General features: G+C 38.9%; 25 protein-coding genes. 23 read left to right on the forward strand and 2 right to left on the reverse strand.

Annotated features, from left to right (window positions below; all coding sequences use genetic code 11):
- Positions 1-789: 789 nt before the first annotated feature.
- Positions 790-1,119, reverse strand: coding sequence for a hypothetical protein (locus tag BFP72_RS03655; protein ID WP_099597809.1), 330 nt, complete (start codon positions 1,117-1,119; stop codon positions 790-792).
- Between the two features lie 174 nt (positions 1,120-1,293).
- Between BFP72_RS03655 and xerA the strand changes: the two genes are divergently transcribed.
- The 20 genes from xerA to BFP72_RS03760 all read left to right on the forward strand — a co-directional run bounded on the left by xerA (position 1,294) and on the right by BFP72_RS03760 (position 17,815).
- Positions 1,294-2,439, forward strand: a complete 1,146-nt coding sequence (gene xerA / locus BFP72_RS03660; protein WP_099597810.1) for a site-specific tyrosine recombinase/integron integrase — start codon at positions 1,294-1,296, stop codon at positions 2,437-2,439.
- 60 nt (positions 2,440-2,499) lie between these two features.
- Entirely contained in the window at positions 2,500-3,363 is an 864-nt protein-coding gene (locus BFP72_RS03665; protein ID WP_099597812.1) for a YiiX/YebB-like N1pC/P60 family cysteine hydrolase, read from the forward strand.
- A gap of 165 nt (positions 3,364-3,528) precedes the next feature.
- Positions 3,529-4,065: a hypothetical protein gene (locus BFP72_RS03670; protein ID WP_143519921.1), complete on the forward strand. Its 537-nt coding sequence runs from the start codon at positions 3,529-3,531 to the stop codon at positions 4,063-4,065.
- 200 nt (positions 4,066-4,265) lie between these two features.
- Complete coding sequence (locus tag BFP72_RS03675; protein ID WP_158233265.1) at positions 4,266-4,703, forward strand: DUF1493 family protein; 438 nt, start codon at positions 4,266-4,268, stop codon at positions 4,701-4,703.
- A 255-nt stretch (positions 4,704-4,958) separates the two neighbouring features.
- On the forward strand, positions 4,959-5,693 hold the full coding sequence (locus BFP72_RS03680; RefSeq protein WP_221406466.1) for a hypothetical protein: 735 nt from the start codon (positions 4,959-4,961) through the stop codon (positions 5,691-5,693).
- Positions 5,694-5,873: 180 nt separating this feature from the next.
- Positions 5,874-6,209, forward strand: a complete 336-nt coding sequence (locus BFP72_RS03685; protein WP_099597818.1) for a hypothetical protein — start codon at positions 5,874-5,876, stop codon at positions 6,207-6,209.
- 3 nt (positions 6,210-6,212) lie between these two features.
- Positions 6,213-6,737, forward strand: a complete 525-nt coding sequence (locus BFP72_RS03690) for a hypothetical protein (protein ID WP_099597819.1) — start codon at positions 6,213-6,215, stop codon at positions 6,735-6,737.
- A gap of 850 nt (positions 6,738-7,587) precedes the next feature.
- A complete protein-coding gene (locus BFP72_RS03700) occupies positions 7,588-7,929 on the forward strand; it encodes a type II toxin-antitoxin system RelE/ParE family toxin (RefSeq protein ID WP_099597822.1) in 342 nt (113 codons plus the stop codon).
- Between the two features lie 3 nt (positions 7,930-7,932).
- The gene (locus tag BFP72_RS03705; protein ID WP_221406467.1) at positions 7,933-8,214 is read left to right on the forward strand and encodes a helix-turn-helix domain-containing protein; all 282 of its coding nucleotides are present in this window, start codon (positions 7,933-7,935) and stop codon (positions 8,212-8,214) included.
- Positions 8,215-8,440: 226 nt separating this feature from the next.
- Positions 8,441-9,868: a hypothetical protein gene (locus tag BFP72_RS03710; protein ID WP_099597823.1), complete on the forward strand. Its 1,428-nt coding sequence runs from the start codon at positions 8,441-8,443 to the stop codon at positions 9,866-9,868.
- Positions 9,869-10,086: 218 nt separating this feature from the next.
- Positions 10,087-10,908, forward strand: coding sequence for a DUF4349 domain-containing protein (locus BFP72_RS03715; RefSeq protein ID WP_099597824.1), 822 nt, complete (start codon positions 10,087-10,089; stop codon positions 10,906-10,908).
- A gap of 225 nt (positions 10,909-11,133) precedes the next feature.
- Positions 11,134-11,286, forward strand: coding sequence for a hypothetical protein (locus BFP72_RS19105; RefSeq protein ID WP_158233261.1), 153 nt, complete (start codon positions 11,134-11,136; stop codon positions 11,284-11,286).
- An 11-nt stretch (positions 11,287-11,297) separates the two neighbouring features.
- A complete protein-coding gene (locus BFP72_RS03725; protein ID WP_099597147.1) occupies positions 11,298-11,939 on the forward strand; it encodes a hypothetical protein in 642 nt (213 codons plus the stop codon).
- A gap of 212 nt (positions 11,940-12,151) precedes the next feature.
- The gene (locus BFP72_RS03730; protein WP_099597825.1) at positions 12,152-12,640 is read left to right on the forward strand and encodes a hypothetical protein; all 489 of its coding nucleotides are present in this window, start codon (positions 12,152-12,154) and stop codon (positions 12,638-12,640) included.
- Positions 12,641-12,900: 260 nt separating this feature from the next.
- Positions 12,901-13,437 carry a hypothetical protein gene (locus BFP72_RS03735; RefSeq protein ID WP_143519922.1) on the forward strand — a complete coding sequence of 179 codons (537 nt, stop codon included), beginning with the start codon at positions 12,901-12,903 and terminating at the stop codon, positions 13,435-13,437.
- A 222-nt stretch (positions 13,438-13,659) separates the two neighbouring features.
- Positions 13,660-14,226 carry a Crp/Fnr family transcriptional regulator gene (locus tag BFP72_RS03740; RefSeq protein WP_099597827.1) on the forward strand — a complete coding sequence of 189 codons (567 nt, stop codon included), beginning with the start codon at positions 13,660-13,662 and terminating at the stop codon, positions 14,224-14,226.
- A gap of 92 nt (positions 14,227-14,318) precedes the next feature.
- Positions 14,319-15,317 carry an aldo/keto reductase gene (locus BFP72_RS03745; protein ID WP_099597829.1) on the forward strand — a complete coding sequence of 333 codons (999 nt, stop codon included), beginning with the start codon at positions 14,319-14,321 and terminating at the stop codon, positions 15,315-15,317.
- 155 nt (positions 15,318-15,472) lie between these two features.
- A complete protein-coding gene (locus BFP72_RS03750; protein WP_143519923.1) occupies positions 15,473-16,051 on the forward strand; it encodes a hypothetical protein in 579 nt (192 codons plus the stop codon).
- Between the two features lie 260 nt (positions 16,052-16,311).
- Complete coding sequence (locus BFP72_RS03755; protein WP_099597832.1) at positions 16,312-16,692, forward strand: hypothetical protein; 381 nt, start codon at positions 16,312-16,314, stop codon at positions 16,690-16,692.
- Positions 16,693-17,182: 490 nt separating this feature from the next.
- A complete protein-coding gene (locus BFP72_RS03760) occupies positions 17,183-17,815 on the forward strand; it encodes a hypothetical protein (protein ID WP_143519924.1) in 633 nt (210 codons plus the stop codon).
- A gap of 26 nt (positions 17,816-17,841) precedes the next feature.
- On the opposite strand, the gene BFP72_RS18950 is transcribed toward BFP72_RS03760, so the two are convergent.
- Positions 17,842-18,057 carry a hypothetical protein gene (locus tag BFP72_RS18950; protein WP_143519925.1) on the reverse strand — a complete coding sequence of 72 codons (216 nt, stop codon included), beginning with the start codon at positions 18,055-18,057 and terminating at the stop codon, positions 17,842-17,844.
- Positions 18,058-18,064: 7 nt separating this feature from the next.
- Between BFP72_RS18950 and BFP72_RS03765 the strand changes: the two genes are divergently transcribed.
- From BFP72_RS03765 to BFP72_RS03775, 3 genes are all read left to right on the forward strand, one after another.
- Complete coding sequence (locus BFP72_RS03765) at positions 18,065-18,466, forward strand: hypothetical protein (protein ID WP_099597835.1); 402 nt, start codon at positions 18,065-18,067, stop codon at positions 18,464-18,466.
- A 21-nt stretch (positions 18,467-18,487) separates the two neighbouring features.
- Entirely contained in the window at positions 18,488-19,123 is a 636-nt protein-coding gene (locus BFP72_RS03770; protein WP_099597836.1) for a hypothetical protein, read from the forward strand.
- Between the two features lie 212 nt (positions 19,124-19,335).
- On the forward strand, positions 19,336-19,812 hold the full coding sequence (locus BFP72_RS03775; protein WP_099597838.1) for a hypothetical protein: 477 nt from the start codon (positions 19,336-19,338) through the stop codon (positions 19,810-19,812).
- Positions 19,813-20,026 lie beyond the last annotated feature (214 nt).

Here is a 20,026-nt window from a genome sequence, read left to right on the forward strand (position 1 = left end):
TTTTCAAAGCATACAAAAGCTCAGACGGTATGGTCTGGGCTTTTGTATGTACAAAGCACGAGTACATGACCAGTGGGAGCGTCATATTTGTGCCTGATTCCAACGAGTGCCACCCTATCCCTGCCGTACAAAGCAGTGAGAAAATGATGCAGAGGCTTAGCAGGAAACAGAAATACCCTCCAATGTATTGCCCCTGTGTCTGGCAGCCCCCTCGAATTCCATACAGTCTGATGAGAACCTATCGCATCGCCTGATCGCCTCCCTATTCAGCAAAAGCACGATGGTGTGGTGCCCACAGAGTAAATTCCATGCCGTAGATTAGGCCATTAGATAGGCCCGTTGGTCGGTATAGTGTCGTTGGAGCCAAAGCAGCCCTGATTTAGTTTATAGCAAGCTTTCGTCCCTATTATTGGAAGGCAAATAATGACCCTATTTGTGATCGTTATTCAACAGTTATGATTTTCATCAAATGCTCGTCTCGCCTTGGCGTAAAGAAATTACGATTCCAGATGCTCAAGCGACTCGAGTGAAACTCCGTCATGGCCTCTAGCTTTGACAAGTTGTAGTATTACAATGCACTTCATGAATGCTCTGCGTGGACGAGTGAAGCCTTGTAGGTCTCACTTAGGAGGCTCTTTACATTTGTATCGGAGGATTGCTGTAGTTAGCCAGACAGATCACGCTACGGGGACGTGAAGGAGGTTGAAATCTTCCATGAACCTTTCTTGCCCGCAGCTTATGTCATTTGATTATAATCCATCCCACTGGATTTGAAAGTATTGATATATGCTAGTTGTTGGTTTTCAGATACTTCCATGGGTCAAAGACCTGCTCCATGTAGTCCTGTTTTTGAACAATCAATACTTTTTGCACCCACTGCCCCGAACGACTCGAAGGTTGAACAATGGGCATAAATCCAAAATCGTAGCACAGATAATATACACCTTTAGTAGTAGGGTAGATCGAATTGAAAAAGTTGAAATCGAAATTTTTCGCTTCCAGTATGTCGCGACGTACGGTGGTCTTGCCTTCGGGACAGAGATCTTTCAAAATTCGCCTGTTTTGCCGCAGCTGACTATTGATACGGATCATATATTTCTCACCCGTTCTTTTATGCATGTTGTGGTAGGAGTTTCGGCATTGCGCATCGCAAAATTTTTTACCGATTCGGCCGTGAAGTGGTCTATGACAATGGAGGCAAGTAGGTTGATTATCCATTTTTATAAATGCTTATAAACGTATATAAGTGTTTATTCGAAAGCTTAAGATAATTATTCTAGCTGTATTTGCTACATGACAATTCAAATTCTCGATCGATCCATTGCTCTGAAACATCTGGTGATTGGTGGTAGTCGATTTATTGGTATAAAATTTTATCCGGACAAGGTGATTCAGGCGATGATCAAGTCGCTTCCAGGTATCGGATGGAGCAATTTCTTCCAAATGGCCGTGTTGCCCAACAATCCGACTAACCTGCAGGAGATATTCGACAGGTTCAAAGGTGTGGCTTGGGTCAATACTCAATACTTTTTTTTGAACCGTCCGGTCAATCATGGAGAGGTAAATCTCTCTGTAGATGACTTTCGCAAGCGCAAGCCGAAGCAGGGGAGGAGGTACTGTCCAGAGGAGTTTTATCTAAAATTGGAAATCAGAAAATACTCGCTGAACACGGCAAGGATATATATTTCTATGTTCGAAAATTTCATGAATTATTATAGCAAAGAAGAAGACTTGATGCGGCTGAGTGAAATGGAAGTGAAGAAATACATGCAGCACCTGGTGAATCAAGGAAAATCTGACAGTTATCTCAATCAAGCGCTCAATGCTATCAAATTTTACTACGAGGTAGTAAAAGAAATGCCCAATCGATTTTATGACATTGAGCGCCCTATCAAACGAGAGCCATTGCCAAAAGTGTTGGGAAAAAATGAGGTGTTGGCCATGATTAAGGTAACTCACAACTTGAAGCATCGCTGTATAATTAGCCTGTTATATAGTGCAGGTTTGCGCCGGGCTGAGTTGCTCAATCTGATACCAGCAGACATAGAAAGTGAAAGAATGATGATAAGAGTCAGAGGGGGCAAAGGGGGAAAGGATCGCTACACATTGCTTGGCAGGCAAGTACTGGACGACTTGAGAGACTACTATAAAAAGGCCCAGCCCAAGCAGTATTTGTTTGAGGGGGCAAATGGAGGTAGATATAGCCCAACAAGTATCATGAAAATAGTACGTAGGGCTGCCCTGAAAGCAGGTATAGCCAAGCGAGTGACTCCACACATGCTGAGGCACTCCTTTGCCACTCATTTGTTGGAATCTGGCACAGATTTGCGATACATTCAGGTGCTACTGGGGCATAATTCGTCTCGTACTACAGAAATCTACACACATGTAGCGAACACCAATTTATTAGGAATAAAAAATCCATTAGATTTGGATTGATGCAGTGCGTATAAAGTGCACTGTGCACTATACACAAATGTTGGCATACATTAGAACGAAATGAAGAAATACTCAGTACTAATTACGAGTAGCATAATTTCAGCACTATTAATTTTAGTGACAGGATGGATTGCATTTGGTCATGCAATGTCCGTAGCATTTGATTTTGCCTTCATTTTTCATCTAATCCCATTTGGAATTGGCTTCACGGGCGGAGCATCTATATTGATTTATCTTTACTATCTCCTATTGTGGGGAGCTCTATCCTTGTTGATTAGCCCAATAATTAGGGTATTTAAATCAAGTAAAAACAAAATAAAGTTCCTGACTATTTCAACCGTACCTTTAATCCTCTTGACAATTATTATTGTGTATACCGACTATTCAAGAAATAAAGAACGGGACGAACGAATAGCAATGAACAATAAAAGAGACGAAGCCGATTTCCATCACCTCAAGACAGGAGATTTGTTATTTCAGAAGGTAAATAAGGACGACTCCTTAACTTCTGACTTTGACTATAATAACATTGGAATTGCATTTATTGACGGTGATAATTATGCACTACTTGAGACTACTGACCAAGTTCAATACGTATCAATTAGAAAATGGGTAGAGAATGGAAAGAACAATGAATATGTTGCGAAAAGGCTTCGAAACGCAGACAATTTGCTTACGAGTTTAGACATTCAAAACCTAACAAAACAAGTTCGGAACAATATCATGAAAGAATACGACAATTCGAATGATTGGTCTGATGATAAAATGTACAATTCAGAACTCATTTGGAAATTATATGAAAGGACTTTTAATATCGAACTTGGTACATTAGACACTATAAAAACTGACTCAGTTGAGAGACTTGAAATCAGACCAAGTACGATTTTTAATTCTGACAAATTAATGACTGTAATAAAAAAATAACGTATGCCAACAATGGCTAAAAAACATAGGGCAGTTAAGGGTTACAGAAGGGTTAGTCCACATAGCAAACTTTCTGCTGGTGGACAGTTATTCACTCCGAAGTGCCCTACGATTTTTTAGCCGAGACGTTATGTACCAAGATGAGCATTATGAAGAATGAATAGAATGATCAAAATCTACATAGGTATAACATTGCTTCTTTTGATCGATTTAACTCTATATCTCACAATGAGCATTTCCTTTCCAGGAAGACTACTCGATCAAGGAGTATTTTGGGTATGGTTTCTTGGAACGATTTACTTGATTATTTCTCAATTTAAATTCAGATGGGCAAAGCGTTACGCATTCTTTCTATTCGCCCTCACAATCTTAGGTCTATTCCCAATGGGAATCCCAGTTTTATCAACCATCTCTTTTGCTCTAACTAATGAACCTTCAATTCAAGTGAATTCAGATCACAGGGTGTTTAAAACCGTAAAAAGCGTTATCGGAATGCCATACATATCAATAACGCAGAATTTCTGGGTATTCGAAAAGGAGGTTGGGTCGACTGAATTCCATTTCGAATTGTCGGATGAATATTTGGAGATAGAAGATGTGACTCAAGTAAACCTTCTAGAATCCACAAACAATCAAATGTTAAGGTTTGAGTTTGTATTTGAAGATGGGAAGATCATTAGGAATGTTCAAAAAGGTACATAACATGCTGTGATGAAATCATGCGTGGGCAGTGCAAGACGGAAGTTTTCTGCTTTCTGGATGCCCCGCCAATTCTGCGAATTGGCCTATTGAGAAATGAAAAATGTAATAGCCCATTTCGCAGAGTTGGCTATTTAGTAGACGAAACATTATATTCACCAAAACGCACGATTCATACAGGATCGTTGGCATGCATGATCCACATGAACACAGGAAACTACCAACTTGAAGATATATACTCCGAAATTCGTTATTTCATTTCGAACGAACCCTTAAACCCCAGTACAGATATTTTCAAAGATCTGGGTTTGGTTGGAGACGACTTCCACGAACTCATTGAACAATATCAGAAGCAATTTAACGTCAACATGGACTCCTACATTTGGTATTTCCATGCTGATGAAGAAGGACTTAATTTTCCAGGGGCTCTCTTTTTCAAACCACCATATGAACGTGTTACTCGAATTCCTGTAACTCCTGAACTTCTTCTCAAATTTGCAAACACTGGAACATGGAAACTGAATTACCCTGAACATCAACTTCCAAGTAAGAGATATGACATTCAGACAAATACAATCTTTGGAGCGACTTTGTTAGTCATCATTGCAATAACGCTGATTTACAACTTCTTGGTGAAATAACACGCATGCCAACAAACGCTGATCGGGCATATGTCAACGTGCTTTCTGGCTGATTTCAGTGCGACTCGACCGTGATATCTGCCGCTGAGAATCGGCCGTGCTTTCTACTTACTTCTGCTCGCAGGAGTTTTAGACTTTCGCAACGCAGTGCCATTTGGAACCGTTGTGAGCTTCGGCAGATTTCACTACTTTAGTGCTATTCACTAGCTGCGGACATACGCCCGATAGCTAGGCGTTATCTTTCATATCTGCATCATGACAGAATCAGCTCTTAAAAAGTATTTCGAAGGAACTCTATCAACTGACGAACTCAGGAAGAATCTGAAAGGAACGATTCAACAAACCAGCCATGATGTATTTTCCCATCAAGTAGACGTCCTAACCAACGGTAACTTTCAACTACTGGAAAGTCATCTGATTCAACTTTGCAATGATGCGTTCGATGGTCAACTCAATCCAGAACATCTTGATATAATTTCCTTTGCTCTGATTGGCTCTGACTATTTTGAATGGGACTCAGACAGGATTTCTGAAACCCTTTTCAACTGGAACAACCAAACCATTGATTATCCGGTAACAAGAACCAACCTTGAACTGTGGAGACTTTTCCTCGAATCTGGTGACAACCAACTTCAAAAGCATAACATCTGGAATGTTCACATCGAACCTCAGAAAAAAAATTGCCGAAATCATGACTCTAAATGGGTTCCAATTAACAAGAAACTGAACATCGGACTTGGAGGGAACTTGAACCAAGAACCAATTCATGGACTTAGACATCCAGCTGAACCCGGAACGACAGGTTGGTTCATTTGGTCAGGTGATTATTCCGAAGATTCTGATTTCTTCAAGCCACTATGTGTTGAACATCTTCTTCAGATGAAGCCAGAACTTATTCAATTTCTCGGGCTCGAACCAGGGTATCGGTTTCTAACGGACAACTCAGGCTACATCGACATCTGGAAAGACGAAGAACTGCTAAAAATCTGAAAAGAAAGATAACATATGCTATGAATGAATGGGGTTTCATCTGTCAGGATAGTTTCGTGGGGATTGGAAAGTCCGCCACAAGTTTTAAATTTAAATCAAGGCGTGGCTATGTGCGAGACGAGAGGCTAGTGCTTTCTAATCCCCACTCATCATAGCTGGCTGTTGGCGTGCATTAAAAAAATGGGATTAGGATTTCATATAGGACAAGGAGGAATTGACGATTTAGGCGAATACATCGGTCAAATGGAAATGGATGAGCATTATTGGCTGCAGCAAAATGGATTTCTGATGACGGGTGAAACTGGACATTTACCTGACCCTGTTGAGAGCTTACCGTACTTTGACGATGTTGTTCTTACACATGAAGAGGTGATCAGAATCAAAAAAAGATTTGATGATCGAAAAAACGATGTGTTACAGATTTCAGGATTTACTAGTACAGCAGTTGACAAAATGGAGGAGATCCTAAATCGACTCGTTGCTGAACAAAAAGGAGTTAGTACATGTGCTGATTAATAAATGAAAGACCGAATAAAAGAAATTGATGAATTGTTTTCCATGTTCCACGACTTTGAAATCGTTGGACTAAAAGTGGATGGCAATATTCTGACTTTTGAGATTCTTCTTCCGTGGAGTGAAATGTGGGGTATAGAAGATTATATAATGACGTTTCGGTTTGATGGGTGCAATGGCCTAAAATGTCATTATTGGAAGCGAACTAGTAATGAACTTAAAGAATGGGAAAAGGGCGTTTATTACCCAAGTCAAGAATATATAACGACTGACCTAAATGAAATAATAAAACTTGAATTAGATGTTCAGAATCATGAATTTAAAGAACCAGACAACTTTATACTTCATTGCAACAGTTCAAGCTCACATGGAGACCAAATCGGACAAATAGAATTTGGAAGAATAGAATTGAATGCCAAGGACTACCGAATTTATGATAACGAAATGAATGAAATGACTCTAGACAAAATGAAAAGTTGGGGCACCGAATGGTGGAACAGCATTCAAAAAATGTGGGATGAACAAAAATAAAAAACGACACGCCAACAACACCTATGACACCATGTCGTGTCAGTGGGTTACGATAGGTTTGTGATTACTTACAAGCTCCGCGAATTCTTCGAATTCGCCTAGTGTAAAAAAGAAAATACTATGCGAATTCGAAGAATTCGCTACTTAGATAAACGAAACGAAATACGAACTTAAACACGCCACGGTGCATAGCCAGAGCGTTGTGCATCATCACCCGTATCGTAATATTTTACCGAATAGCCAACTGAACTGCCAATGAAATTGCCTCAGAACATAGCATTGAGAACTGGAATCATAGTAACGGCGAACTTAATCCTATTTGTCGTACTAATTTATGCTTCTGTGTTTTTCGAATTCTTGGTATTGGGATGGGGAGCGAGCGCACAGGCACCTGAATTTAATGCCGACTTAACTTCAATAGGACAAATTCTTACTTTGGCGTTTCTGGCATTTAGGAAGAAGTCCCTGGAACTTTCAATTTCTGCAGTAGTTATCCTAACAGCCTACTTAACTCTCAAACTCCTGATCGGTATTATTTAAGACGATGCACAACATTGTGTATGGACGCATGTGCGAACTGAGCATTTAGCCAGTTTCCTTGGAACTCGACCGTGAATCTGCCGCTGAGGAAACTTCTCTGCTTTCTACCAAGCTCAGTTCGCAGGATTTTTTATCTTCTGAACGCACTGCCTCTTTGATACTTTGGAAGCACCGGCAGATTCACTATTTTAGTACCATTAGCCAGTGGGGCGCACACAGCGCCATACACGGGCGTTGTGATTCATGTCTTGTAAAGAGAAAAATCTCCAGAATCGAACAATTTATGTAACGAATACGTTACATTTGTGATGTGAGAGAAATCGACATTACAACTGATTGTCTAGAATTTATTGACAGCCAAGATCAACGAGTAGTTGATAAATTTTTCCAGCTAATTGAAGTAATTGGCGAAGTAAGAGTCGTTCATTCAAATTTCATAAAGAAACTCGAATCAAGTAAGTTTTATGAACTCCGAATAAAGGCTGGAAGCGAATATAGAGTTGTAATTTTTGCTATCGATCACTTGAATTTCAATGAATGTAAAAAAGCCGTTTGCCTTTGTGGATTTCTAAAAAAATCAACCAAAGATTATACAAAAGCAATTAAACAGGCTGAACGCATTCTTGAGGATTATTTGAACCAAAACAATTGAATCATGAAAGCAATAAACGCAAAGGATCTTTTGAACGAACGTTACGGCAAGAGAGGTACGGAACAACGAGAGGAATTTAGAGAAGAAGCTTTCTCATATTATTTTGGAGAGATAATAAAGAACAGAAGAAAGGAACTGAATCTAAGCCAGAATCAACTAGCGGAACTTATTGGAAAACAGCGCCCATATATTTCAAGAATCGAAAACGGCGAAGACATTCGAATATCAAATCTAACGCTAGTGGCAAATGCGCTAAACCTATCAATCGAAGTAACGGCGAAATAACGAAATCACAACATGGTGTATAAAATCATGCGCGGTTGGTGCTAGACGAGAGGGCGGTGGTTTTGGAATGCCCGCCAATTCTGCGAATTGGCCTATTGAGAAGAAAAAATTTATAGACCATTTCGCAGATTTGGCTATTTAGAATCAGATAGATTAACTTTCCAAAAACGCACGATTCATACAGAGGCGTTGTATGCAATGATGTTTCAAGCATCCTTTCTATTTAATGAATACTCCTACTACGAGATTAGATAACGACAAAAACTTTGACTCTGAAATAGGATCAATTCAAAATTTGTGCGACCTAAACACTTCGATAATAAAAATAACCGATAACGATGATGTTGAAGCCAACATTACCAAAACGGAAGAGTCGTACAAGGTTCAAGTGTTTGCTAGAGTAGATGAAAACTTAGATGACAACATTAATTTCTCCTTCACCCTGCACCAGAAAGAGTATAAGACGACTCATATTGGAAATAGATCTAGTCATGCCAATTTCAGTGCTGATAAATCAAGCAACTTTCAAACGTCCTTTGATTTAAACTCATTTCAATCCAACCGTTTCAAGGCTAGTAGCTTGTTCAAAGCTTTTTTCAGAACTAGCCAAAAAGAAACCAATACCTTTCATGACCAATTCGAAACAATTACCCATAGTAGAAACAACAGGGAATACTTCTATGATTGTTTAAGAATCAATTTAAACGACAGGCAATATGATGTAACCCAGTTGAAACATAATGGATTTGGTTATTATGTATTCGAGTGTCTTCAAGAACAAACAATAAGTGATTTTAGCGAAGCTTGTTTTTCTATTCAGCAAGCCATTGGATTTATAACAAGATTGATGCTCGGTGGGGAGAGATTTATTTTCGACGAATCAGGAGAACTACTTTATAGTAACTATGCAAGACCGAAGATCAAAGGAATGTATAGTCCAATTACAACAAACCCTTATTCATACCTTGATATAGACAGGGATATTGCGGAAGAATATTTGAATAAACTAACGCGAATATCATTGAGTCAATTATCAAATTTAGTTCAACGAATCCACAGGGAACCAGACTTTTCCTCAGCGATTTTGGTAATTCTAGAAGCCACATCCCTCCGATCATTACTTCTTATTCCTAGCTCATTCGCTGTTATTATTGAGCAACTCTCAAAACACCTTAGTTTTGAAGAACGTGGCTTAGAAAGACCTATCAATGACCAAGAATTGCAAGCTAATATTATTGAGAATCTTCATAAAGTAATTGACCAAGAGCCCTCTCTTTCTCCCGAATCAACATTAAAACTGAAGAGACGCCTAAACGAGATAAACAAACCAATAAACAAGCAACATTTAACAAACAATGAAAAACTAACCAGACCTTTTGAACAACTGGGAATTCATTTAACACTTCATGACATAAAAATCATTGAACATCGTAACGATCTGTTGCACGGAAATATATTACTCAAAGACAATGAGGATAGGAATACAGATATGACGAACCTTTACATGACCTATGTATCTGCAAAGCTATTCACTCTTATTAGTAAGCTTATTCTTAAGAGCGTTGGGTACGTCGGATATGTTTATAATCAAGCCAAATATCTAGAAGTCCACTTAAACATTGATACAGATGAAGACTACTTCGAAAAGATTTAAAAATGCATACAACAATTTGTATGATGTCATAGCTAGTTCGCATGTTATCGTAGCTTCGGTACTACTCGGACGCCCCGTCAATCCTGCGGACTGACTAGCTTCTCAAGAAAAATTTAGCAAGTCAATCCGCAGGATTGACTATGTAGACAAACGTTAACTATATTACAATAAAAACGCTACGATCACATACAAGAAGCGTTAGACACAACTACTTCATTATGAAAAACTTCTTCTTCATTATCATTTTACTTTTTTCTCTCTCCTGTCAAAATTCCAACCAAGAGATGTATGGTGATGTCGAGGCGGAATTCGAGGACATAATGGAGATACCCATGACTCAACAACCTGCACCAACTCAAAAAAATAAGTCTGAATCAATAACAAAGAAGGTTGTTAAAACAGGTGGTATTGACTTTCAATCAGAGAATATTCGAAATGACTATCAAAAAATCCGAGCAATATTACCAAAATATGATGCTTATATTGAGAATGAAAATCAGACCAAATCAGACCAAAGAATCAATTATAATCTAACTATAAGAGTACCTTCAATTGGATACGACACTCTGTATTCTTTACTTTCAAGCTTTGGAATTCGCCTTAACAATAAGTATTCGAACATTGAAGACGTTACAGCTCGTTATTATGACCTTAAATCTAGAATCACGAACAAAAAAGCCTTAGAACAACGATACGTTGAACTTCTAAAAAAAGCCTCTTTAATCAAAGATATTCTGGAAATTGAACGGAACCTTAATGAAGTGAGAACGGATATCGAACGTCTTCAAGGTCAGTTCAATTATCTTAGTAAGCAGGTTAACCTAAGTACCATTAATGTATCATTCTATGAAATTCTACCTTATGTATATGATTCATCTCAACGAACGGGGTTTTGGGCACGAATTTTCAGCGCTCTAGATAACGGTTGGCAAGGGTTTCTATCATTTTTAGTTGGAGTAACAACGTTATGGCCATTTGTATTTCTAATAATTGCTGGCATTTATCTGTATCGAAAATTTAGAAGCAAACGGAAAAGTTAAAAAGTGTCTAACATGCTGTGATCAAATCATGGCGGTTCAGTTGTGAAAGAAAGTTCTCTGCATTCTGGAAGCCCCGCCATATCTCAGATTAGCTCTATGTAATCAAAAAGGGATAGCGAAAATCAGAGATTTGGCTATCTTGTAGCCGAAACTTAAACTAAATCACACGCCACGATTGATACAGAGGCGTTAGCGTGCATGGCGAAAGACCGAAGATCTACCAGAATGGAAGAAGAAAAACTAAGTGAACATCAACTTAAACGACTTGTCATCAAGGAACGAGAGAAGTCGAGAAAAACAGAGTTAATTGCCGTAACCATTCTTGCGATAGTAGCCTTAATTGCGACAATTATTTGGGGTATTTTCAGAACACAATAATTCCGCATACATTGAGATCAAAAAAACTAAGAGGGCTTAAAAGAAGACAAAAGAATATTGATAAATGGTTCGAAGGGCATCAACGAATTAACCTTGAAATTCTAAAGGAGTCGAAGTACTATTATTGCAAGTCAAAAGTAGATCCTTGGTCTAACCTCTACTATGAAGTAGATTATCCTGCGAATTACAGAAGACAGCTGTTTTCTCATCTTTTGAGTATCTACGAACTTTGGAAGAAACAACTAGAAGATAACTTTGATGACTTCTATCTTGCGATTTGGTTAAACGATAGACGATTTATCGATTCTCAAGTAGTATCAGCAATTGGCGACCGAGCTGAACATTATCAACAAATGTGGAACCTTCATGAAGAACCTTTGAAATTTCCTATCAAACTATTTAACAACGAAGAAGATAGAGTTTCTATGTTTCATTGGGATTCAACAGAAGATGAGGATTTAGTGTTTGAGTCTGAATATTCTGATCTCGATATTAATGATTATTGGAGCCCTGAAGATTTTTTTGATGACGTTAGATCATATAGGAAACTTGTGAAAAACAATACACCAACCCGAACGATACAAACTGAAGATGGAATAGAAAAGGCGTTTGTACTAAAACGGGGAAACACATGGATTGGCAAACAAAAATAACGACACGCTAACATCACCTATCCTCCATGGTGATTCCTGCTAGAATTGAGGTTGGCGGTTTCTACTAGCACCGGAAAATCTTCGCTTTTCCTCACATGGTTGAAAAAAGGTAGTGATGAAAATCGAAGATTTTCCTAATTTGTAACCGAAACAAAACACACGTCAAGCACCACAGAGGATAGCTAGGCGTTACAGACCATGCCAGAACGAACATGTCAATCTTCAGCAAACAGATAGATTTTAAAGTTAAAGTGGCTGAAAGTCAATTCATCCATTGGTTTCGAACGTCTGTAGCTGACCCTAACAACTTAGGAAATCAATTCGCTGCAACCAACCAACTTTTGATGGGAAGCCGAGAGAACAAAGCATTCTGGTTTCAAAAGAAGGAGAACTATTCAATGGACAACTTCTTCGAAATGTGGTTTAGCGTCGTAACGGGTGAATACGAACCAATCGAAGATGCTGTCTCCATCAACTTAACGGTACAAGTGAAGAATGGCCTTAGAAACCTTCTGATTTTTGGAATCGTTATTTGGTGGCCGTTATCTATCTACTTTTACCTTGAACATCAGAATGATTGGTTGATCTACCTACCAATAGCCTTTACTGCTCAACTTTTAGTTGTTATTTGGAGGGTACGTGAAGATGCTAACCTGCTTAGGCAACTCCTAACTGAACAGATCGAAAAATACGGTCTGTAACATGGCGTCATAGTGCATGTGCGAACTGAGCATTTAGCCAGCCTCGGCGGAACGAACCCGTGCATCTGCCGGCGGAAATCTCTTTTCTGCTTATAGTGAGGTCAGTTCGCCGCACCGGAAGATCGGCGGAACGCAGCTCTCACCGATTCGCTAGTAGGTTCGGCAGATTTTCACTACTTTGGCTGTATTATCAAACGACACGCACACGCACTATACGCAGGCGTTATGTACCAAGATGAGCATTATGAAGAATGAATAGAATGATCAAAATCTACATAGGTATAACATTGCTTCTTTTGATCGATTTAACTCTATATCTCACAATGAGCATTTCCTTTCCAGGAAGACTACTCGATCAAGGAGTATTTTGGGTATGGTTTCTTGGAACGATTTACTTGATTATTTCTCAATTTAAATTCAGATGGGCAAAGCGTTACGCATTCTTTCTATTCGCCCTCACAATCTTAGGTCTATTCCCAATGGGAATCCCAGTTTTATCAACCATCTCTTTTGCTCTAACTAATGAACCTTCAATTCAAGTGAATTCAGATTACAGGGTGTTTAAAACCGTAAAAAGCGTTATCGGAATGCCATACATATCAATAACGCAGAATTTCTGGGTATTCGAAAAGGAGGTTGGGTCGACTGAATTCCATTTCGAATTGTCGGATGAATATTTGGAGATAGAAGATGTGACTCAAGTAAACCTTCTAGAATCCACAAACAATCAAATGTTAAGGTTTGAGTTTGTATTTGAAGATGGGAAGATCATTAGGAATGTTCAAAAAGGTACATAACATGCTGTGATGAAATCATGCGTGGGCAGTGCAAGACGGAAGTTTTCTGCTTTCTGGATGCCCCGCCAATTCTGCGAATTGGCCTATTGAGAAATGAAAAATGTAATAGCCCATTTCGCAGAGTTGGCTATTTAGTAGACGAAACATTATATTCACCAAAACGCACGATTCATACAGGATCGTTGTGTGTAATCTACGACTAAAAATTCACCCTTAGTTCAAATGAAAATAAAGCTTAGACAGCAGATAGAAGAAATTGTTTCTCTTACTGATGAAGAGTTTGAATGTGTATTATGTCACTTCGAGCAAAAAGCATTTAAAAAACATCACCTCATTATCCAACAGGGCGATTATGTACAACATGACTATTTTGTTGCAAAAGGATTGATGAAAGCTGCTAGTATAAGTTCTGAAGGGAAAGAGCATATAATTCACTTTGCCATGGAAAATTGGTGGATAACCGACCCGGAGGCATTTCATTATGGCACCAAAGCAAGCTTATCTGTAGACTGCCTTGAAGATACAGTCGTTTTTTCCTTAACTCTGGAGAATAAGGAGAAACTGTGTCGTGACTTGCAAAAAATGGAATATTTTTTTCGCAAGAAAACAACCGCGGGATATATTGCATTGCAAAAAAGAATTATGTGTTTTATCAGTAGTAGCGCAAGCGATCGCTATCATAATTTACTAGAGCAATACCCTGACTTGATTCAGCGCATCCCAAAAACAATGATTGCTTCATATTTAGGCGTTTCCAGAGAAACACTTAGTCGCCTAATTCCTGCTTAGTGTGACAATCCGCACATCATCTCTGTGACAATCCTCCTGTGATTTGAGTACTGCATATCTGAATTTTGCTGAAAACAAGCTCAGTAAAAATTATGGAATACAGAAATTTAGGCAAGTCAGGATTAAAAGTACCCGTACTCAGTTACGGAACAGGGACATTCGGTGGTACCAACGAGTTTTTTGGTCGATGGGGTAAAACTGATGTGAAAGAAGCCTCCAAACTCATAGACATATGTTTGGAGCGCGGTGTGAATTTCTTTGATACGGCAAATGTGTACTCTCAGGGAGATTCTGAATCCATTCTCGGTGCAGCTTTATCAGGTAAAAGACAAAACAGTATTATTTCAACAAAGGCAACATTTCAAATGGGAGGAGGGCCAAATGATCAGGGGGCATCACGCTTTCATCTAACAAATGCTTTGGAAGACAGCTTAAGGCGTTTGCAAACAGATTATATTGATTTATACATTATGCATGGGTTTGATACTAATACACCCATTGAGGAGACTTTGCGAACACTGGAAAAAATGGTTAATAGTGGAAAAGTGCGCTACATTGGATGTTCTAATTTTGCAGCATGGCAGCTCATGAAATCTCTGTCAGTTTCTGATAGGTTGAATCTGGAGAAATACATAGTCTACCAAGGTTATTATTCAGTTATTGGTAGGGATTACGAACAAGAATTGATGCCTTTAGTCAAAGACCAAGAATTGGGATTAATGGTATGGAGTCCTTTAGGATGGGGAAGATTAACTGGGAAAATCAAGCGAAATCAGCCTGTTGGTGAAGGAAGAATAAAATCAGGAGGTGCTATTGGTTCCCCTCCTGTTAATGATGAGCTAGTATATGATGTTGTTGATTCACTAGAACGTATTGCCTTAGAAATGGATAAAAGCATTCCTCAAGTTGCCATCAATTGGCTGTTGCAAAATGATACGGTTTCAAGTATAGTTATAGGTGCTAGAAATGAAAGACAACTTATTGATAATTTGGATTCGGTTGGTTGGTCATTACTGCCACAACATATTGAGGAGTTAAATACCTTAACACAGCCTAACCTACTTTATCCGCATTGGGTAGGTAAAAGGTAGAAAAGACTCCACACAACAAACACTATCATCCATAAGCCTAGCCAGCCGCACTAACTGAGCTATTTGCAAAGTGAGTGAGGAGCAGATACTTTTATAGAAATTTGAAAAGTTCAGCTTACGTATGATAGTTGGACGTTAGCGATCACTTCTGCAAGATGAAACAACTTCTTTTTCTCATATTAATCATCTACTGGAACTCTTGCTATTCACAGTCAACTCCTGAACTCGAAGAACTTTTTCTGAAAGCCGATTCGGTTTTAATGATAGATCAAGGTTTTGAGGATGAAGAACTAATCTTTCCGGGTGAACTAGTCAATAAAGGATTGTCTGAGTTTTGTTACCCTGAACATCCGAATTTCCACATAACCTCTCAAGATAAGGTACTCCAACTTATGACAAGCCTGAATTTTAAAAGTACCGAAGATGCATTATTCTGTGGTTTCAATTATGACATCATCGGCTACTTTAACGGCGAAATAATCTATTCATTCCAGCTGAACTCTCAATGTAACTACGTGCTAACATCATTTGGTAGGTACTACATTTCAGAATTCGATAACAATGAATTCCTAAAAACAATTTCTCCTAAACGTATGAAAACCTGCTTTTTCAAGAGTGCTGAACTTATGGAGCGCTACATAATTGACCAAAGGCAGAGCAACTCGGAGGCACTAATTGAAATAACCATCAATACGAGCAACGGGGAATTCTCTGTATCAACAACTCGAAAATAGCAGATCGCTAACAGACGCTGATCGGGCATATGTCTCAGTGCTTTCTGGCTGGTTTTTGTGCAACTCGACCGTGATATCTGCCGCTGAGATACGGCAGTGCTTTCTACTATCTTTTGCTCGCAGGATTTTTAGACTTTCGGAACGCAGTGCCATTTGGAACCGTTGTGAGCTTCGGCAGATTTCACTATTTTAGTGCTATTCACTAGCTGCGGACATACGCCCGATAGCTGGGCGTTGAGTGCCATACCTGCAAACCGCACATGAACCTGCAAACTGAATTCGAGAAAAGATTTCCAGAACTGATAACCAAGGCAAGAACTGAGTCGGACGAACATCAGACTACCATAACCTTGGACTTTTCGAACTCTCGTTATAACACTTGGATAGCCAAAGATGAAGATGGATTAATGGTTGGTATCAACGAACTCCATAACCACTTTGATCTAGGTACACCTGAAGAAAATCTGGAGGATGCATTTGACGAACTAACTGAAATCTTAACCGAGAAAGTTGCAGCCGTTGGACTAACAAACGAGGAGACAAACTACTTATTAGCAACACTTGATCTTCCACAAGCCATTGAGTCATATTCGAACGAAAAACCAAAGGTTGAGATTGTGACCTTTAAAACTGAACATTGAAATGGCCGAACTTAAATGTCCATCTTGTCAAGAAGAACAATTCAGTTGGTCGATTGATGAAGAAGAATCACCGCTTACAAGATGGGGTTGTAGAAATTGCGGTTATTCTGCGATGGAAGATGAATCCTATGAACGTCCATGTGAAGAATGCCGAACATCAACAAGATTGAGACTTCAAGATAATGAAAGGACTTACTGGTGGTGTAACGCCTGCAACAAGACGTGGGATATAGACTAAACGGCACTCAACAATATGTATAAGGCATGTGCTTAAGTGCTTTCTACAATCTGCATCAGGACTTGACCGTTTCGTCTGCCACCGAGAAAGATTTATGTCATTTGGAGGCTTCAGTTCGCGGGATTTTTTCACTTCAGAACGCAGTGCTTTCTACAAACTTTGGAAGCACCGGCAGACTTCACTACTTTAGTGCTATCCATAAAGTGAGAGCACACGCCTCATACATGGGCGTTATCCACAATAGCCTTCAGATTGAAGATTTCACTCATCATAGCATTCTTAACACTTTTGGCGATCGAACTTTCTGCTCAACAGCCGAACAACTCTAAATTGTACGAACTGGCAATTGAGCAGCGATTGAACTATGTCGACGAAGATCGTGACTCATTAACATCGATAATACTCATCGAACAGTTTCAGGGAGATTGGCTTGAATTTGCACATGCTGCCGTTGGTGGCATAAACGAACTAACACAAGAAGACAAAAATCTTTTCTATTCCGCCATTTACTACAAAGAAGATGAAATTAAACTCTTCAACAATAACCCTGAACTTTTTAGACTGATCGCTGAACTAGATCGTGTATTCACAGAACCTCCAACATTGAACGACTCAACATTAAGTCTGTCCTTGCCAACCAAAATCACGAACTACAGAGAATTCAATGCCAACAAGGTTGATAAACTTTGGAAGAAGTTTTATCGGAAGTACCCCTCAACTTTTGGATTCTTCGAACTAAGTCAAGTAGTTTATGATGGTGATTTCGCCTGTTTCTACATGGGCCACCATGTTGCGAACCTCTATGCAAGTGGAGATATAATTTTCATGAGGAACGTCAACGGAACCTGGGAAATCATTTATCAAATGAATCTCTGGATGTCGTGAAAACTGTGGATAACAGTCACTATCGGTTATGTGCCAAACTGCCTCTTTGCTGGCTTTAGTGGGACTCGACCGCTGCAGTGCACCTTCTGATACTGTATCGTCACCTCATAGTTCAGTGCTTCTGGATTTTGACTTGTGGAACGCAGCTCTTCGTAGATACCGTTGTGCTTGTGGTGCACTTCCGCTATTTTAGCTGTACTTGCCAACTGTGGGCACACAAACCGATAGTTAGGCGTTAGCATCAATAAGATGAAAAACCCATCAATATTAATATCAGATAAATGGGAAGTGAAAAGAGACGTATTCTATGAGATTGATCCTCTAGATAAATCTATAGATGACGAAAGAAAGTTCAATGATCTTTACTTCCAAGAGGACCTTTTTTGGATATCTAGCGGGGAATTCAATCTAGATTTGGGCTGGTATGGTGAAGGTAAAAAAGGACATTTCATTCTGTACTTATATCGAGGAAACAACTGGCATAATTGTCAACTTTTAGAAAAACGAATTACCTGCAACTATCAGTCAATTATAGAATTGGTTAACAAGTTTATAAAGAACGTTGAATCTGGACTTTACGAACGAATTAAAACTGATATTTGCTCTATTGATGATTATACAGAAACTATTGAAATAATTTCACTCAAATAGCGAACACAATAAATTTTAACCTTGAGCACTACTTTTGAAATCATACCAGTAGAAAAAAAGAACATTACTTTTCGGCAAGTAATTGATTTATCTGAACAAAGAATCAACTCATTTTTTGATTCGCTTAAAATCAAATCAAACATCAAGTTAGAAATCAATCTTCATGAAATCTCAGAACGGTACGTTAAAGAAGTTGACTTGGATTCTGAATTCTTTTGGACAGATAATGAATATGTATGGTTTACAATTAATGGAATTCCAGGAGGAACAGATGCTTATTGTGAACGAATAAAAGATGATTTTGACGAGTCTAATCCTTGGGGGATATTCGAAGAAATGATTTTAAACAATAAGACCATCAAGGATTTTGAACTTAAAATAGATAAGTCAAAAAAACTCAATATTTATTGGAGGCTTAGACGTTCAGCTGGGCAGAGAGCATCAATCAATGTGGCCTATGGAATCATTAGTGCTTCAATTGCTGAATTGACTGGAGGATTCATATGGACAGAAGATGGGGCATGGAACTTTAGTAAGTTCCCAGCAGAACCACACGAATTTTATAAATGGTATTTTAAACCTGATTCTGAAGATGATGGTGATTTAAAAGAGTGGGCAATTAGTTGTCTAGGAGGTATAGCATATGAATTAAAATGATGCTAACAATGGGTAAGAAACCATAGCGTGTCAGCAAGTCACGAGAGTCTTGTGGTTACTTGCCAGCCCCGCGAATTCTTCGAATTCGCAAATTAGACGAACAAAATTACTTTGCGAATTCGAAGAATTCGCTACTTTGAAAACAGAAACGAACTACTACTAAATCACGCCACGGTTCTTACCCGAAGCGTTAGGCATAATAAGAGAATCTAATGAACGAGGCAATTTGGGGTTTTATTGGAGCATTGATTGGTGCTGGAGCAAGTATATTAACTACATTAATCAACTCTCGAAATTCCGTGAAACTTCAATTGAAGTTGGAAAAAGTAAGAAGAGAAAATTTGGCGAAAGATTTTCAAAGAGATAACCTGTTAGTAATCCAAGAGAAGCTTTACCATCACTTTAGACTGACCTTAAGGGCTGTTTTGGAACGAGGAAGCAATAATGACAGCTTATTGAATGAAGAGCTTGCTGATAATTTGAGCTATTCCCTTAGAGAATTAACTTGTTTTATTGAGCGAGTTGAACAGCAAGATTTGAGGAATCAACTTACCGAAATAAAAAATGACCTTGCAACCATTCCTATTGCTAAATCTAAAGATGAAGGAATGGATCGGTTAGTAACCACATCAAGTCAATTCGATCGAACCTTACAGTTACTTGGGCAAACGCTTCGAGCAACATTCTAAAAATATGCCTAACAATGCGTATAGCGAATGCCCATGCTGCATAACCGAATATATGCGGGGAACAGCACCGCCGCTTCGCTTAGAATCAATAAAATACCGAGGAATGGTCATTCGTGACTCAAGCACTCCCGATCAACAGGAACGGCTAAACGAACTTTTGTAGTTTGTCGCAATTCGGCTACTTTAGTACTTTATCAATCCGTGTGGGCACATC

The organism is Reichenbachiella sp. 5M10, assembly GCF_002742335.1.
Lineage (GTDB): Bacteria > Bacteroidota > Bacteroidia > Cytophagales > Cyclobacteriaceae > Reichenbachiella.

Bases quoted from the DNA above. Each gene is read 5' to 3' on its own strand.
- BFP72_RS03675 (WP_158233265.1), top strand. From the start codon at position 4,266: ATGAACACAGGAAACTACCAACTTGAAGATATATACTCCGAAATTCGT.
- BFP72_RS03705 (WP_221406467.1), top strand. From the start codon at position 7,933: ATGAAAGCAATAAACGCAAAGGATCTTTTGAACGAACGTTACGGCAAG.
- BFP72_RS03765 (WP_099597835.1), top strand. From the start codon at position 18,065: ATGAAAAACCCATCAATATTAATATCAGATAAATGGGAAGTGAAAAGA.
- BFP72_RS03715 (WP_099597824.1), top strand. From the start codon at position 10,087: ATGAAAAACTTCTTCTTCATTATCATTTTACTTTTTTCTCTCTCCTGT.
- BFP72_RS18950 (WP_143519925.1), bottom strand. From the start codon at position 18,057: ATGCTAACGCCTAACTATCGGTTTGTGTGCCCACAGTTGGCAAGTACA.
- BFP72_RS19105 (WP_158233261.1), top strand. From the start codon at position 11,134: ATGGAAGAAGAAAAACTAAGTGAACATCAACTTAAACGACTTGTCATC.
- BFP72_RS03755 (WP_099597832.1), top strand. From the start codon at position 16,312: ATGAACCTGCAAACTGAATTCGAGAAAAGATTTCCAGAACTGATAACC.
- BFP72_RS03735 (WP_143519922.1), top strand. From the start codon at position 12,901: ATGATCAAAATCTACATAGGTATAACATTGCTTCTTTTGATCGATTTA.
- BFP72_RS03670 (WP_143519921.1), top strand. From the start codon at position 3,529: ATGATCAAAATCTACATAGGTATAACATTGCTTCTTTTGATCGATTTA.
- BFP72_RS03745 (WP_099597829.1), top strand. From the start codon at position 14,319: ATGGAATACAGAAATTTAGGCAAGTCAGGATTAAAAGTACCCGTACTC.
- BFP72_RS03750 (WP_143519923.1), top strand. From the start codon at position 15,473: ATGAAACAACTTCTTTTTCTCATATTAATCATCTACTGGAACTCTTGC.
- xerA (WP_099597810.1), top strand. From the start codon at position 1,294: ATGACAATTCAAATTCTCGATCGATCCATTGCTCTGAAACATCTGGTG.
- BFP72_RS03680 (WP_221406466.1), top strand. From the start codon at position 4,959: ATGACAGAATCAGCTCTTAAAAAGTATTTCGAAGGAACTCTATCAACT.
- BFP72_RS03740 (WP_099597827.1), top strand. From the start codon at position 13,660: ATGAAAATAAAGCTTAGACAGCAGATAGAAGAAATTGTTTCTCTTACT.
- BFP72_RS03655 (WP_099597809.1), bottom strand. From the start codon at position 1,119: ATGCATAAAAGAACGGGTGAGAAATATATGATCCGTATCAATAGTCAG.
- BFP72_RS03710 (WP_099597823.1), top strand. From the start codon at position 8,441: ATGAATACTCCTACTACGAGATTAGATAACGACAAAAACTTTGACTCT.
- BFP72_RS03665 (WP_099597812.1), top strand. From the start codon at position 2,500: ATGAAGAAATACTCAGTACTAATTACGAGTAGCATAATTTCAGCACTA.
- BFP72_RS03730 (WP_099597825.1), top strand. From the start codon at position 12,152: ATGTCAATCTTCAGCAAACAGATAGATTTTAAAGTTAAAGTGGCTGAA.
- BFP72_RS03685 (WP_099597818.1), top strand. From the start codon at position 5,874: ATGGGATTAGGATTTCATATAGGACAAGGAGGAATTGACGATTTAGGC.
- BFP72_RS03775 (WP_099597838.1), top strand. From the start codon at position 19,336: ATGAACGAGGCAATTTGGGGTTTTATTGGAGCATTGATTGGTGCTGGA.
- BFP72_RS03690 (WP_099597819.1), top strand. From the start codon at position 6,213: ATGAAAGACCGAATAAAAGAAATTGATGAATTGTTTTCCATGTTCCAC.